The organism is Pseudoalteromonas sp. SR44-2, assembly GCF_014163745.1.
Taxonomy (GTDB): domain Bacteria; phylum Pseudomonadota; class Gammaproteobacteria; order Enterobacterales; family Alteromonadaceae; genus Pseudoalteromonas; species Pseudoalteromonas distincta.
Window position 1 is genome coordinate 1 of the sequence record NZ_JACJDW010000001.1, and the last position, 13,163, is coordinate 13,163.

Annotated in this window: 12 protein-coding genes; 1 reads left to right on the top strand and 11 read right to left on the bottom strand. The window is 39.3% G+C overall.

Features of this window, described 5'->3' with window-relative positions:
- Positions 1–103: 103 nt before the first annotated feature.
- From H5115_RS00005 to H5115_RS00035, 7 genes are all read right to left on the bottom strand, one after another.
- Positions 104–805: a TorF family putative porin gene (locus H5115_RS00005; protein WP_182752900.1), complete on the bottom strand. Its 702-nt coding sequence runs from the start codon at positions 803–805 to the stop codon at positions 104–106.
- Between the two features lie 9 nt (positions 806–814).
- Positions 815–2,032 carry a BCCT family transporter gene (locus H5115_RS00010; protein ID WP_182752902.1) on the bottom strand — a complete coding sequence of 406 codons (1,218 nt, stop codon included), beginning with the start codon at positions 2,030–2,032 and terminating at the stop codon, positions 815–817.
- A 158-nt stretch (positions 2,033–2,190) separates the two neighbouring features.
- A complete protein-coding gene (betA, locus tag H5115_RS00015; RefSeq protein ID WP_182752911.1) occupies positions 2,191–3,858 on the bottom strand; it encodes a choline dehydrogenase in 1,668 nt (555 codons plus the stop codon).
- 11 nt (positions 3,859–3,869) lie between these two features.
- Complete coding sequence (betB, locus tag H5115_RS00020) at positions 3,870–5,333, bottom strand: betaine-aldehyde dehydrogenase (RefSeq protein ID WP_002958619.1); 1,464 nt, start codon at positions 5,331–5,333, stop codon at positions 3,870–3,872.
- A 1-nt stretch (position 5,334) separates the two neighbouring features.
- Positions 5,335–5,910, bottom strand: coding sequence for a transcriptional regulator BetI (gene betI, locus H5115_RS00025; RefSeq protein ID WP_002958618.1), 576 nt, complete (start codon positions 5,908–5,910; stop codon positions 5,335–5,337).
- Positions 5,911–6,319: 409 nt separating this feature from the next.
- Positions 6,320–6,625 (bottom strand): hypothetical protein, encoded by a 306-nt coding sequence (locus H5115_RS00030; protein WP_002958617.1) that lies wholly within the window; start codon positions 6,623–6,625, stop codon positions 6,320–6,322.
- A complete protein-coding gene (locus tag H5115_RS00035; protein ID WP_008169639.1) occupies positions 6,625–6,882 on the bottom strand; it encodes a DUF3081 domain-containing protein in 258 nt (85 codons plus the stop codon). The genes H5115_RS00030 and H5115_RS00035 overlap by 1 nt, the downstream gene beginning before the upstream one ends.
- A 146-nt stretch (positions 6,883–7,028) precedes the next feature.
- Here H5115_RS00035 and H5115_RS00040 point away from each other — a divergent pair, with 146 nt between their 5' ends.
- A complete protein-coding gene (locus H5115_RS00040; RefSeq protein WP_002958615.1) occupies positions 7,029–8,309 on the top strand; it encodes a flavohemoglobin expression-modulating QEGLA motif protein in 1,281 nt (426 codons plus the stop codon).
- 71 nt (positions 8,310–8,380) lie between these two features.
- Here H5115_RS00040 and H5115_RS00045 read toward each other — a convergent pair whose 3' ends face one another.
- Genes H5115_RS00045 through H5115_RS00060 form a run of 4 tightly spaced genes read right to left on the bottom strand, consistent with a single transcriptional unit; the run spans position 8,381 to position 12,985 of the window.
- Positions 8,381–9,184: a DUF1338 domain-containing protein gene (locus tag H5115_RS00045; RefSeq protein WP_182752913.1), complete on the bottom strand. Its 804-nt coding sequence runs from the start codon at positions 9,182–9,184 to the stop codon at positions 8,381–8,383.
- Positions 9,185–9,220: 36 nt separating this feature from the next.
- On the bottom strand, positions 9,221–10,687 hold the full coding sequence (gene astD / locus H5115_RS00050; RefSeq protein WP_182752915.1) for a succinylglutamate-semialdehyde dehydrogenase: 1,467 nt from the start codon (positions 10,685–10,687) through the stop codon (positions 9,221–9,223).
- Positions 10,688–10,694: 7 nt separating this feature from the next.
- A complete protein-coding gene (astA, locus tag H5115_RS00055) occupies positions 10,695–11,729 on the bottom strand; it encodes an arginine N-succinyltransferase (RefSeq protein ID WP_182671203.1) in 1,035 nt (344 codons plus the stop codon).
- Positions 11,730–11,779: 50 nt separating this feature from the next.
- Positions 11,780–12,985 carry an aspartate aminotransferase family protein gene (locus H5115_RS00060; RefSeq protein ID WP_165724041.1) on the bottom strand — a complete coding sequence of 402 codons (1,206 nt, stop codon included), beginning with the start codon at positions 12,983–12,985 and terminating at the stop codon, positions 11,780–11,782.
- Between the last annotated feature and the right edge of the window lie 178 nt (positions 12,986–13,163).

The window sequence follows — 13,163 nt, forward strand, 5'->3', positions numbered from 1 at the left end:
TTAGTTAGTTAGTTAGTTAGTTAGTTAGTTAGTTAGTTATTTTACAAATAAAAATGCCACTCTAAATAGAGTGGCATTTTTTGTTTAATCAGTAATTATTGTATTAAAGATCAAATGTGCGGGAAACAGCAAGTACAATACGCTCATCAGCATAATCGTAATCTAAGCTAGTGTTTTCAGCAGCCACTTCAATACCAAAACCTTCGTAGCTTGTTTGATAAGCTAGGCGGTAGTGTTTGTACGATTTTTTCTGGTTTGTATCCCAAGCCCACTTTTCACCATCAAGTGAGTTTGAAATATCAAAACTTGCACGTAGTGCGTGATTTGTAGCTAGTTCATAAGTGTGAGCAACCATTGAAATTACATGACCCGCACCTGTTCCAAAGTAATCCCAGCTATACCAAAAGTTAAGCTCAGTTTGGCCGTATTCACTTGCATAACCAAACTTAGTGTAAGCTTCAGCGTAGTTACCGTCACTGTTATTACCTTGATAAGTGTAATAAGCGATACCGTAATCAACGCTAAATTGCTCATCAAGTTGTACATATTTACCTAAGTAAGCATCAAGCTCAAAATCAGTGTCGTCACCAAAATCTACGTTTGAGGCCCAAACACCAGCGTAAACACCACTATCAAAGGCATAATCTAAGCTGCCTTGAATTGCAGGGTCGCTATCGGTCTGTGTTACACCATTAAAAGTGTAGTCAGACGCTGCAGTGATTGTTGTTGACCAATCAGCTGCTGCAGTTGTTGATAAAAGTGCAAATGGTAGTGCTACTACAAGTTGTTTTAGTTTGTTATTCATTATTAATCCCTAGTGTACTGTGTCTATTTTTGTGTAATCAATTGCGTTTGCTTTTGGTGAGCTATCTATATTCGTTACAGTTTTAAATTTACTGTAACCAATAAAAGCTGCACAGATAAAGAACAAGCCAATAACTAATGCGCCTACCCACTGAATTTGTAAAAATTCTAATTTAAACAATAGTGTAAGTAATGATAGAGCAACAACATTTCCGATTATGTATTTCATTTTGCCAAAACGCTTTACGGTAAAGTTTAGGTTATCTGTATATAAACGCACTAACGAATCAAGTGAGTTAATTACAAATACAATACCTACAAATACCATAGCGAAGTTTTTAATACCTTGAGTTGGGATGCCCGCTTCATGGTACTGATAAAGTACGCTAAACCAAATCGCAATAGGAATAGAAGGGAAAATCAACATTGCAGCTAATACTTGGTATGTTTTAAGTCCACCAACAAAGCGTGATGTAAATTGACCAATCATTATGCTCCACGCAAACCACCAGAATAAGTAAAACTCATGGTAATCATTAAGCGGTAAAACAAATTCATTAATGTTTGCAAAGTAAGTACCAATAGAACCTAAGTTATCTGTAAATGCTGACATTTGACTATCACCTATTACAAATGCGCCAGCCCACATAAAGGCGATTAAGGCTAAGAATAACCACGTAGTAGAAATACTTAAAATACGTACATATTTAATGTCAGTACTTGAGTACACAGCAAAACAAATAGCCGCGAATACAATTAAATAAAACTCAGAAACTATACTTGTTCCATCGCCTAATTCGGGTAAATACCATGGTAGGTTTGTAAGCAGTAAATAAGCGGTAAATGCACATGTACCAATAATTACAACGTTATTGATAAATTTAACCCAAGGAATTTCGAAAAATTTCACTTTAGGTTCTATTACACAGAAATAAAAGCACGTAAGAAAGTAAAATCCCCAGATCAAAAATCCCCAGTAGCCAAACTCAATAGCCAGTGGATTTGCAAACGCGTATTCTGGGCTTGCTTTTATGTCTGCATAACCTGCAAACTCAGTTAAAGGAAACATAATAAGGCCAACATCAAGGCCAGAAGTAAATAGTATTGCTATAAACGTAAAGGTTCGAACTGGTGTTACACCTACTACGCGAACGTTACCCCATTTAATTAAAATAGTGATAATAGCAAGTAAGGTAAAAATGATGCCTGCATTAAGCCAAATAGTCATTGTTACCCTCCAATAATGAATAAAAATAATTCATAAGCACTCCGTATTTTATTGTTTTATTCTCGCATTAACACAACGTAACCTATTTACATCGTGTGCCACTGCAAGGCACGCAATGGTTTAGCCCGACGAGGCTAAACCTGAGCATGTGGCTAAAGTTAGATCTCCGTACTACGTTGTGTTTCTTGCCAGTTTGTTGTTATGGCAACATTCACATCCGATTTCTGTAATGGTTCTTTACCTAAAATTATGTCAGCTGCTTTTTCGGCAACCATAATAGTAGGCGCATTCAAGTTTCCGTTAGGAACTGTTGGGAATATAGATGAGTCAACAACACGTAGTCCTTCAATACCATGTACTTGCGTATTTGAATTAACAACGGCCATATCATCTTCACCCATTTTGCATGAGCAAGAAGGGTGGTAGGCACTTTCTACGGCTTGGCGTACAAAGGCATCTATTTCTTCATCTGTTTGAATATGTTTACCTGGTTGAATTTCTTCATCGCGGTATTCATCAAAGGCACTTTGTTCGATTATGTCGCGTGTTAAGCGAACGCACGCTCTAAAGCCTTCAATATCGTCTTGGTGTTCAAGGTAATTAAATAAAATGGTTGGTGGTTGCTCAGGGTTCGCAGAAGCAATAGTGACACTACCGCGACTTTTTGGTTTGTTATGACCCACATGTACCTGAAAACCATGACCTGCAAATGCACTTCTACCATCGTAGCGCATAGCCGCTGGTAAAAAGTGATATTGGATATCTGGCCATTCAACACCTGGTTTTGAGCGAATAAACGCACACGATTCAAAATGATTCGTTGCACCTAAACCCGAACGCGTTAATAACCAGCGCGCACCAATCAACCCTTTTGAAACAATGCCTAGTTTGCCGTTGAGCGTGATAGGTTGCTTACACTTGTATTGAAAGTAAAACTCAAGATGATCTTGTAAGTTTTGACCTACACCTGGTAGATGATGCTGTACTTCAACGCCTGCTTTTTCAAGCGCTTGAGTATCACCAATACCAGAGAGTTGTAAAATATGTGGAGAGCCGATTGGGCCTGCACTTAATATTACGTCTTTTGCAGCATGTGCTGTTTTAACGCCGCCATTTACTTTGTATTCAATGCCAGTGGCTTTTTTACCATCTAAAATCACGCGCTGCGCTAGCGCACCTGTAATAATTGTTAAATTACTACGCGATTTAACAGGGTCTAAATACTCACGCGAAGCAGAGCTGCGCACGCCGTCTTTTACGGTCATGTGCATTGGGCCAAAACCCTCTTGCTGCGATGCATTATAATCATCTGTAGACGCGTAACCGGCTTGTACACCTGCTTTGATAAAGGTGCGGTAAAGCGGGTTTTTCATTTCGTTGCCGTTATTAACGCCAAGTGGGCCTTTGCCACCACGGTAAGTATTTTCACCAAGATAAAAGCTTTCTGCTTTTTGAAAATACGGTAAACACGATTGGTAATCCCAGCCGTTTGCACCGTGTTGCTGCCATTCGTCAAAATCTTTTGCATGGCCACGTACGTATACCATGCCGTTGATAGATGACGAGCCGCCTAATACTTTGCCTCGAGGACAATGCATCTCACGGTTATCTAAATGAGGCTCAGGCTGCGTATGAAACTGCCATGCATATTTGTCACTATTCATAGGAATAGATAACGCGGTTGGCATTTTTATAAAAATACTTTTATCACTACCGCCAGTTTCAAGTAGTAACACGCGGTTACTTGAATCTTCAGATAAACGGTTTGCTAAAACACAACCCGCCGAACCCGCGCCAACAATAATATAGTCGTAATGATTACTCATAGTAGGGCGCCTTAAAATGGGCTTTCTATGTCGGCCATACCAACATAAATAGACTTAGTTTGCGTGTATTGATCAAGAGTTTGTATACCATTTTCACGGCCAATACCCGATTGCTTATAACCGCCAACTGGCATTTCAGCAGGTGAGTTACCGTATGCATTAATCCAACAAATACCAGCTTGTAACTTGTGAATAACGCGGTGCGCACGTTTAATATCGCTAGTAAATACGCCTGCTGCCAAGCCTAGGTGGGTTGCGTTAGCGCGTGCAATAACATCGTCTTCGTCGTCAAAAACAAGCACGCTCATTACAGGGCCAAATATTTCTTCTTTAACGATTGTCATATCGTCGTTGCAATCAATGAACACAGTTGGTGCTACAAAATAGCCATTAGGTGCAGATTCAGGTGAAAGCGTTGTACCACCAGTTAATAGCGTTGCACCTTCTTCGATGCCTTTATTAACGTAGCTCATTACTAGTTCTTGGTGCTTTTTAGAGATAAGTGCGCCAAAGTTTGTATTTAAATCTTGTGGGTCGCCAGCAATAATGTTTTTCTCAGTGCGCGCTTTAAGTTCATCAATAAACTGCTGATATACATTTTTATGAACGTAAATACGTGTACAGTTAGTACAAATTTCGCCTTGCGTATAAAAGTTACCTAACATAGCAGCGCTAACCGCTTGCTCTATGTTGGCATCATCAAATACTAATAGTGGAGATTTACCACCAAGTTCCATAGTGACATCTTTTAACGTACCGGCAGCACTTGCTACTACTTTTTTACCTGTGCCTACTTCACCCGTAAACGATACTTTATCAATATCGCTATGCTGCGTTAGCCACTGGCCTACATCGCCTGCGCCTTGAACAACATTAAACACACCTGCAGGTACACCAGCTTCAACAAACACTTCTGCAAGTTTAATTGCGCCAAGTGGTGTTTCTTCAGATGGTTTGAATATAAATGCATTACCAGCAGCAAGGGCAGGGCCCGACTTCCAACATGCAATTTGTAGTGGGTAGTTCCATGCACCTATACCCGCACAGATACCTAATGGCTCTTTACGTGTGTAGTAAAAGTCATCACCAACCATTTGTTGTTGGCCTACTTGTGCTGGCGCAAGGCCTGCAAAGTATTCAATTACATCAGCGCCGGTTTCAATATCAACACAATTAGCTTCTTGCATTGGTTTGCCGGTGTCGAGTACTTCTACAAGTGCTAGCTCATCATTGCGCTCGCGTAAAATAGCCACTGCTTTTAATAAAATACGACTACGTTCAATAGGTGTCATTGCTGACCACTGTGCAAAACCTTGCTTTGCACTGGCAATGGCTGCGTTTTGAATAAATTCGTCTGCAATTTCTACTGCGTAAATAACCTCACCCGTTGCTGGGTTTGTTACATCAAATGTTTTGCCGCTCTGGTTTGCAAGAAAATGGCCGTTAATAAAATTTTGATAGACAGGTGTAGTCACGCTAGGCTCCATATTGCTTGATAAGTGAAAGTACATAGCTTTTTGCTAACTTTTCACTGTGTTTAAACTGATTATTGTCTGATTTACTCAGTACTGCTCTTAACCATAGGCCATCGATCATTGCGGCGCTAAGTTCTGCAGCTTGATTTGCTTGCTCAATAGGCATTAATTGCTTAAAAGAAAATGCTAAATTACTTTGCAAGCGTTTACTGTTTACGTTTTGTAGTCTGTGTAATTCTTCATCATGCATCGATTGCGCCCAAAAACTTAACCACGTTCGGGTTGTATCATTACGCTGTTGTACAAGCGCAAAGTTGGCTTCGATAATAAACATTAAACGCTCAATGGCAGTGGTTTGATGATTTACTTTACTTATTAAGCCTTGCTTTAAGCTTGTTAGTAAGTATCTAACCGTGGCTTCAATTAACCCCTGCTTACCATTAAAATAATGACTAATGATGCCTGACGACAAACCTGCATTTTTACTAATGCTGTTTATAGTTGTGCCTTGTAGTCCCTTAGTAGCAACTGACTCTATAGTTGCGTCAATTAGCTGCTGACGTCTGACAGGTTCCATTCCGACTTTAGGCATAATTTTTATTAATTGAACGTTCAATAAACATAAGCTTAAGGTAATAGCTCTAACAATTCAAGGCTGAAGTAAATACCTAGATGCCAAAATGTAGATTAATCATTAATAAAAGAGCAATTAATAGGACAAAAAAGATGTGGTTTTTATTTGTTTAATTTTATTTAAAACAGTAGCTTGAGAATTTAATTTTTAAATTTAATAATGGTAATGATTTGTTTACAGCAATAAATGAATAAAATGTCAAAAAACCATTAGAACAATAATAGTTAGAGTACTAATAGTATTATTTTGATACAAAAGAACACTAAACCTGCAATTGCTTAGTGCTCTAATAAATTTATATGGAGAGTAAACTTTGTGGTTTTATCGCTTTAAAGCGCTTGGTATTGAAAGGTTAGGCATTATTAATAACGCCTTTAAAAAGTAGGGGGTAACGTCTTAGTCTATTGCCAATGTAGTCATCAGCTAAAATTTGCTGGCAAATGAAATCAATATCTTTGCTTGCTTCAAATACCCAATCAAAGCGCTCTATAGCCAGTAAAAAACCACGCTTTAAATGAGTTTGAGAACGGTACTGTTCTAGGTTGTCTTGAATAATAGAGACTTTACTTGGATTAGCTTTAAGCTCTTCTACTACTTGATTAATAAAAGTAGTATTGAGCTTACTGGTCGGGCGGTGTCTTAGTTTTCGTGGGTGCATTAGCTCTCGTTTGCAATGTTATATAATTTTTTCAAAAAGTCGTCTTTATGCTTTTCATGCTCGTAGTCAAGGTGGTAAGTATTATGAAAACCAAAGCGCAGTTCTACGCCGCTACCTTGTAGATATACGGTGTAACCGTCTACGTCTGAATATGCAGTAACTCCCTGATAATGTTTGCCTTCATCAGTCATTTCACCTTTTTGAATTATGCGTTCATATACGGCTAAAATCTGTTTATTGTCGAGTTCGTTTTTCATGTTTTATACCTTTTATTAAAAAGCTAATACGATTTAGATATGAGGGTCGATCATCTTAAAAACAATAGCTAAAAAAATGTGATATTGCTTTGTAATTTGGCCTTTTTAAATTATGCTCAAAATTCATTTATTGTTGAGCTTACACCATGATAGACAAGGCGTTACTACTAAAAACTCGTGAGTTATCGGATCAATTAATTGCATTGCAAACGCCTATTAGGATACTCGATGCTATTAATTGGGATAAACAAACTAAAGAGGAGTTTTTTAGACAAAAATGTCAAAAAAATCCACTTATTGATCGTGCATACTATCAACAGCGCGATCTTGGTTTTGTACCTAGCGAGTTACGCCAAGCGTTTTCTACTTTGCACCGTAACATTATTAACCAATTGGGGCAGTTAAATCCCATAGCTCAATACATGGGAAAAATGTGCACAGAGTATAAAACAGTATTAAGCATGCTTGAGTATCGTGGAACGCCAGAGTTTCATGACTTATCGGTGGAGTTATTTGGTCACCCTAAAGATTTATTTCATGCCGGTGAGCCCTCACTTTCTGAGCTAGCTAATATGTTAGATAAACCGCTGCAAAATTTACTTATAGCCGACATACTGCCTGACGACCCTAAAAATATTGATGCTGTTGATGCAGTGCGTATTCTGTCTGAGCAAGTAACCGCTAGTATGGCAGGCATAAATGTAGAGGTAATGCTTAGCGATGGTATTGTTAGTGATGCAGCCGCAGGTGCTAATAATATAAAGCTTAATCAAGATGTTAAGTTTTCTCAGCGCGAACTTGATATTTTAGAAGTTCACGAAGGGTGGATACACGTAGGTACCACTCAAAATGGTTTAGCTCAGCCTTATTTAACGTGTTTGAGTAAAGGTACGCCAAGCTCCACTATTACCCAAGAAGGTTTAGCGGTACTAACCGAAATTATTACATTAAAATCGACTCCAAGGCGTTTATCTAAATTAGTGAATCGTATTCAAGCCGTTACAAAGGTAATAGATGGCGCTGAGTTTGTAGACATTTACCGTGATTACGTAGCGCAAGGTTTATCAAAAGACGACAGCTACACACTTGCGCAGCGTGTATTTAGAGGCAGTACGCCAACAGGTTTGCCTTTTACAAAAGATATTGCCTACATTAAAGGCTTTGTACTGGTTTATAACTTAATACGCGTTGCAATACAGCTTGGTCGAATAGATAGACTTCCTTTATTACTGGTAGGTAAAATATCGATAGATGATTTTAGATTAATATCGCAGCTTCATGATTTAGGCGTAATAGAGAGCCCACAATTTGTGCCACCACACTTTAAAGACTTACGTGGTTTGGCAACTTGGTTGAGCTTCGGACGTTTTATTGGTGACTTATCGTTTGAAAAGTTAGAAAACGATTATAAACCGTTATTTTTATAATCAATCAATATAACTTACCAACATAAAAAAAGCCCGTAACGGGCTTTTAGATTAAAGTACTTTAAATGTAATTATCGCGCGTTAGTGCTTTCAAATATTTTGTCAGCTGAGGCTGCAACAAAACCAGTATAAAGCTCGCCGTCTGCTTTAGGGTAACGAATAGCAAACTCATAAAAGCAGCTAGGAATGCTCATATCACCGTCACTAAAGGTAACAGAGTATTCATCAGCAAGTGTTGACGATTGCTCTAGTAACACCTCTGGTGAGCCTTTAACTTCGCCGCCTGATGTATTAAGCGAAAAACCTGCATTTTTTAGAGCTTGGTTAACATCATGAATGTTATCAAACTTAGCAAGCGTATTAATATTTACGGTAAAGTGATTGGCACGGTAACCCCACGCCGACATCCACGCTGCATATTCGCTTTCAGCTAGCAGTTGTTTGTAAGTATCGGTGCTTACTTGCCAATGCGTGCCTGAATATAAAAAGTTGTCTGCTGTAACTGCACTTTCATCAATTTTGTCAACCATGTCGGTTACGATGGCTTGTAACTCTGGCGAGCATTTTTCTACTAATAGTTCAGAGATAAATACTTTTGGCTGATTAGGATCGCTATGCTCATAGTGTTTTGCGTAAAGTTTTTTAGCTTCAAAGTGGTACTCACCACATTCTTTGTAACCAATTGCTAGAAAGTGAGCGGCGAGCTTTTCAAGACCCACTTTTTCAATATTAAATGTACGCAGCGCAATATGATCGTTAATGATGTCATCTTTTTGCGTTGAACCTAAAAGGTCATGAATTTTATCTGCCGATGGAGTTACGTTTAAATAGTTTTCCCAAAGGCTCTCAAATAATGTGTTTACATCAGTATGCATGTTAAGTCCTTAAATCTAAAATTTTGGTTTTATTGCTTATTCAATTACCAAGCCAGGCGCTAGGGTTTGCGGTAAGCTCACTTTATCTGACTCCACAGATGCGACAGGGTATGCGCAATAATCGGCGGCATAGTATGCACTTGCTCTGTGATTACCACTGGCGCCAATACCGCCAAATGGAGCTGCACTAGAGGCACCCGTAATAGGGCGGTTCCAGTTAACAATACCGGCACGAATGCGCTTTAAAAAGTGAGTGTAATCATCTTCACTGTCGCTAAGTAAACCTGCATCTAACCCAAAGCTTGTGTTGTTAGCTTCAATAATTGCACTGTCAAAGTCGTTGTAACGATACACTTTAATAAGCGGTCCAAAATGTTCTTCATCTAGCATGTCGGTAATGTTTGTTGCATCAATAATGCCAGGGCTTACAAAACCTGTGCCTGGTTTTAATTGCTTAAGTTCAACAAGGATTTGTGCACCTTTTGAGACTAATTCACTTTGCGCGGCAACCATACCCAGTGCTGCTTTTTCGCTTATCATTGCACCCATAAAAGGCTGCTCTGTAGCAAAACTGTCGCCTACAACTATGTTTTTAGTTGCGCTTATTAGCTTTTCTAAAATAGCATCGCCGTTGGCTGATTTTTCAATAAATAAGCGACGTGCACACGTACAACGTTGACCTGAGGTAATAAAGCCTGATTGAATAATATCGTGTACAGCGGCGCTTATATCGCTCACATCTTTTACAATAAGAGGATTATTGCCGCCCATTTCAAGTGCTAAAATTTTGCCAGGGTGTCCTGCAAACTGTTTATGTAATAAGTGGCCTGTGTTTGAGCTACCGGTAAAAAACAAGCCATCTATATCTTTATGAGAAGCAAGCGCTTTACCTGTTTCAATCTCACCTTGGACAAGGTTAATAACACCCGCTGGCAAACCTGCTTTTAACCAAAGTGAGAGGGTAAATTCTGCAACGTGCGGAGTCAATTCTGATGGCTTAAATACCACGGTGTTGCCTGCTAAAATTGCAGGAACAATATGCCCGTTTGGTAAATGTCCCGGAAAGTTATACGGGCCAAAAATAGCCACAACGCCATGCGGTTTGTGTCTAATAAACGCTTTAGCACCGGGCATTGGGTTTTCGGTTGTACCTGTACGCTCATGATACGCTTTAACTGAAATAGCTACTTTGCCTGTCATTGCGCCCACTTCGGTGCGGGTTTCCCATAATGGCTTACCCGTTTCGCGTGCAATAATAGTAGCAAATTCTTCGCTGTGTTCTTTTAATTGTGCTGCGAAGTTTTCTAAAATGGCGATACGCTCTTCAAGCGGTTTGTCTGACCATTGTAATTGTGCAGCTCTGGCTGCTTTTATAGCAGAACCTACTTGCTGGGCGTTTGCGCCATTACCTTGCCATACCACATCGCCATTACTTGGATTGATTGACTCAAATGCTGGACCAAGTCCCACATGCCACTGATTATTAATTAGGTGTGTATTCATAAATTATTTACAGGCGAAAAAATCGCGCTGCATCTCCTTGGCTTAAATTAAGCGCCTTAGCCACATCTTGGCTAATGACGAGGGTATGTTTTGCATGATTGTAGTGTGCTTCTTTGGTAAATGTTGCTCTAAAGCCACTTACGCCTTGATTACATACAGCCAGCGTATCAGAGCTATTTTGTGATATGTGATCAAGCTCGCCAATCGTAACAGGGCAAACTTGAGAGTCGCGGATGCTGCGAATATTACCAAGCTTTGCTTCAACTGTTGGGCCTGCATCAAATAAGTCAACGTAGCCTCTGTGCTCAAAACCTTCCTTTTCTAATAGTTTTAGCGCAGGTTTTGTTTTTTCATGCACATGCCCAATCACTGCTTGGGCTTTTTTACTAAGCAAGTTCACATAAATAGGGTATTTAGGCATTAACTCGCTAATAAACACCTTATCGCCTAAGCCAACTAAGTGATCCGCTTGTGGAAATTCGATACTAAAAAAGTGCTCTTGTAGCCATTGCCAAAAAGGAGAATGACCGTCTTCGTCGCTAACACCGCGCATTTCTGCGATAACAGTATCGGCAAAACGCTCGCTGTGCTGAGCCATAAACAAAAAGCGTGAACGAGATAAAAATCGACCCGTTAGGCCTTTACGGCTATTTTCGCGCAAAAATAATGTACATATTTCTGAGCAACCAGTGTAGTCGTTACACATGCTTAAAATATCAACGGTGTTATATACATTTAAAGTAGGCGAGTGGTGTACTGTTTTACCCAAATGATAATGATATAAAGGCACCGATAAACCTACCGCGGCTTCTATAGCGGTTGTGCCAATAACGTCACCTGTTTCACTGTCTTCTAAAACAAATAAATAGCTTTCATCAAGTGGCTGGTTAATGTTTTTGGCAAAGCTTTTTTCAGCACGTTCAATTTTTTCTTTAAGCTGTGTATCGTCCACAGGTAAAGAGGTAAACCCATGACCGGATTCAATCGCTATTTGTTTAAGCGCGTCAAAATCATTGGCAGTAATAGGACGTAATACTTGCATTTATTGCTTGCTCCAATAGCACGCCAGTAGGCGTGCTAATTTAAACTATATTAACCGTTTACTACGTCGCTAACGGCTTTTTCAAAGCGCGCTAAGCCTTCTTTAATATCTTCAAACGGAATAATTAAAGACGGTGTAAAACGAATTACATTCATACCTGCTACAAGATTCATCAAACCATTATTAGCACTGGCTACTAAAAAGTCGCGTGCGCGGCCTTCAAATTTGTCATTTAGTACTGCGCCAATTAATAAGCCTTTACCACGTACTTCGCTAAATACGTTATATTTTTCGTTAATTGCGTTTAATCCGTCACGGAATAATTGCTCGCGCTCTTTAACACCGTTTAGTACGTCTGGTGTATTTACTGTATCAAATGCCGCTTCGGCCACAGCACAAGCAAGTGCGTTTCCGCCATAAGTAGAACCGTGAGTACCAATTTTTAAATGCTCAGCAATAGGTGTACGAGTGATCATAGCGCCAATAGGAAAACCACCACCCAATGCTTTTGCCGTTGTTAAAATGTCAGGAACAACCCCTAAACCTTCATAGGCGTATAAATCGCCTGTGCGACCAACACCCGTTTGTACTTCATCAAAAATAAGTAACGCGTTATGTTTAGTACAAAGTTCGCGTACTTTTTTAGCAAATTCATCTGTTGGTGAAATAATACCGCCTTCACCTTGTAATGGTTCCATCATAACAGCACATGTTTTATCGCTGATCAGCGCTTCAAATGCCGCTATATCGTTAAAATCACAATGTACTATGTCCGCAGGTTTTGGACCAAAGCCATCTGAATATGCAGCTTGCCCGCCCACAGTTACTGTAAAGAATGTACGACCATGGAAACCTTTATTAAATGCAATAATTTGCGTTTTTTCAGCGCCATATACGTCCAATGCATAACGACGCGCTAGCTTGAGGGCTGCTTCGTTTGCTTCTGCACCTGAGTTTGCAAAGTAAACTTTATCAGCAAATGTTGCTTCAACCATTTTTTGAGCTAAACGAAGTGCTGGCTCATTGGTCATAACATTTGATAAATGCCAAATTTTTTCGCCTTGCTCTTTTAATGCTTTAACTAATGCAGGATGACAGTGACCCAAACAGTTAACGGCAATACCACCGGCAAAATCAATGAACTCATTGTTATTTTGATCCCAAACGCGTGAACCTTCACCACGAACTGGGATAATTGCTGATGGGTTATAGTTTGGTACCATTACGTCGTTAAATAAGTCTCTTGTTACTTGCATTTTTACACCTAAATTTAATGGGCTTAGATAAAAGATTAGTTGCTAACTCAAAGAAGAATATAGCCTTTATTCTTCAGCAAACACGTTATTATTTCTTATAGAGGTCATTATCGAAGGTTGGCTGTTAAAATTGCAGTGCTATTTTGTGAAAAATGATTAAAATAAAAGTCAAAATAAC

Excerpts from the sequence above, each read along its gene's own strand:
- H5115_RS00005 (WP_182752900.1), bottom strand. The coding sequence starts at position 805 with ATGAATAACAAACTAAAACAACTTGTAGTAGCACTACCATTTGCACTT.
- H5115_RS00010 (WP_182752902.1), bottom strand. The coding sequence starts at position 2,032 with ATGACTATTTGGCTTAATGCAGGCATCATTTTTACCTTACTTGCTATT.
- betA (WP_182752911.1), bottom strand. The coding sequence starts at position 3,858 with ATGAGTAATCATTACGACTATATTATTGTTGGCGCGGGTTCGGCGGGT.
- betI (WP_002958618.1), bottom strand. The coding sequence starts at position 5,910 with ATGGAACCTGTCAGACGTCAGCAGCTAATTGACGCAACTATAGAGTCA.
- H5115_RS00030 (WP_002958617.1), bottom strand. The coding sequence starts at position 6,625 with ATGCACCCACGAAAACTAAGACACCGCCCGACCAGTAAGCTCAATACT.
- H5115_RS00035 (WP_008169639.1), bottom strand. The coding sequence starts at position 6,882 with ATGAAAAACGAACTCGACAATAAACAGATTTTAGCCGTATATGAACGC.
- H5115_RS00040 (WP_002958615.1), top strand. The coding sequence starts at position 7,029 with ATGATAGACAAGGCGTTACTACTAAAAACTCGTGAGTTATCGGATCAA.
- H5115_RS00045 (WP_182752913.1), bottom strand. The coding sequence starts at position 9,184 with ATGCATACTGATGTAAACACATTATTTGAGAGCCTTTGGGAAAACTAT.
- astD (WP_182752915.1), bottom strand. The coding sequence starts at position 10,687 with ATGAATACACACCTAATTAATAATCAGTGGCATGTGGGACTTGGTCCA.
- astA (WP_182671203.1), bottom strand. The coding sequence starts at position 11,729 with ATGCAAGTATTACGTCCTATTACTGCCAATGATTTTGACGCGCTTAAA.
- H5115_RS00060 (WP_165724041.1), bottom strand. The coding sequence starts at position 12,985 with ATGCAAGTAACAAGAGACTTATTTAACGACGTAATGGTACCAAACTAT.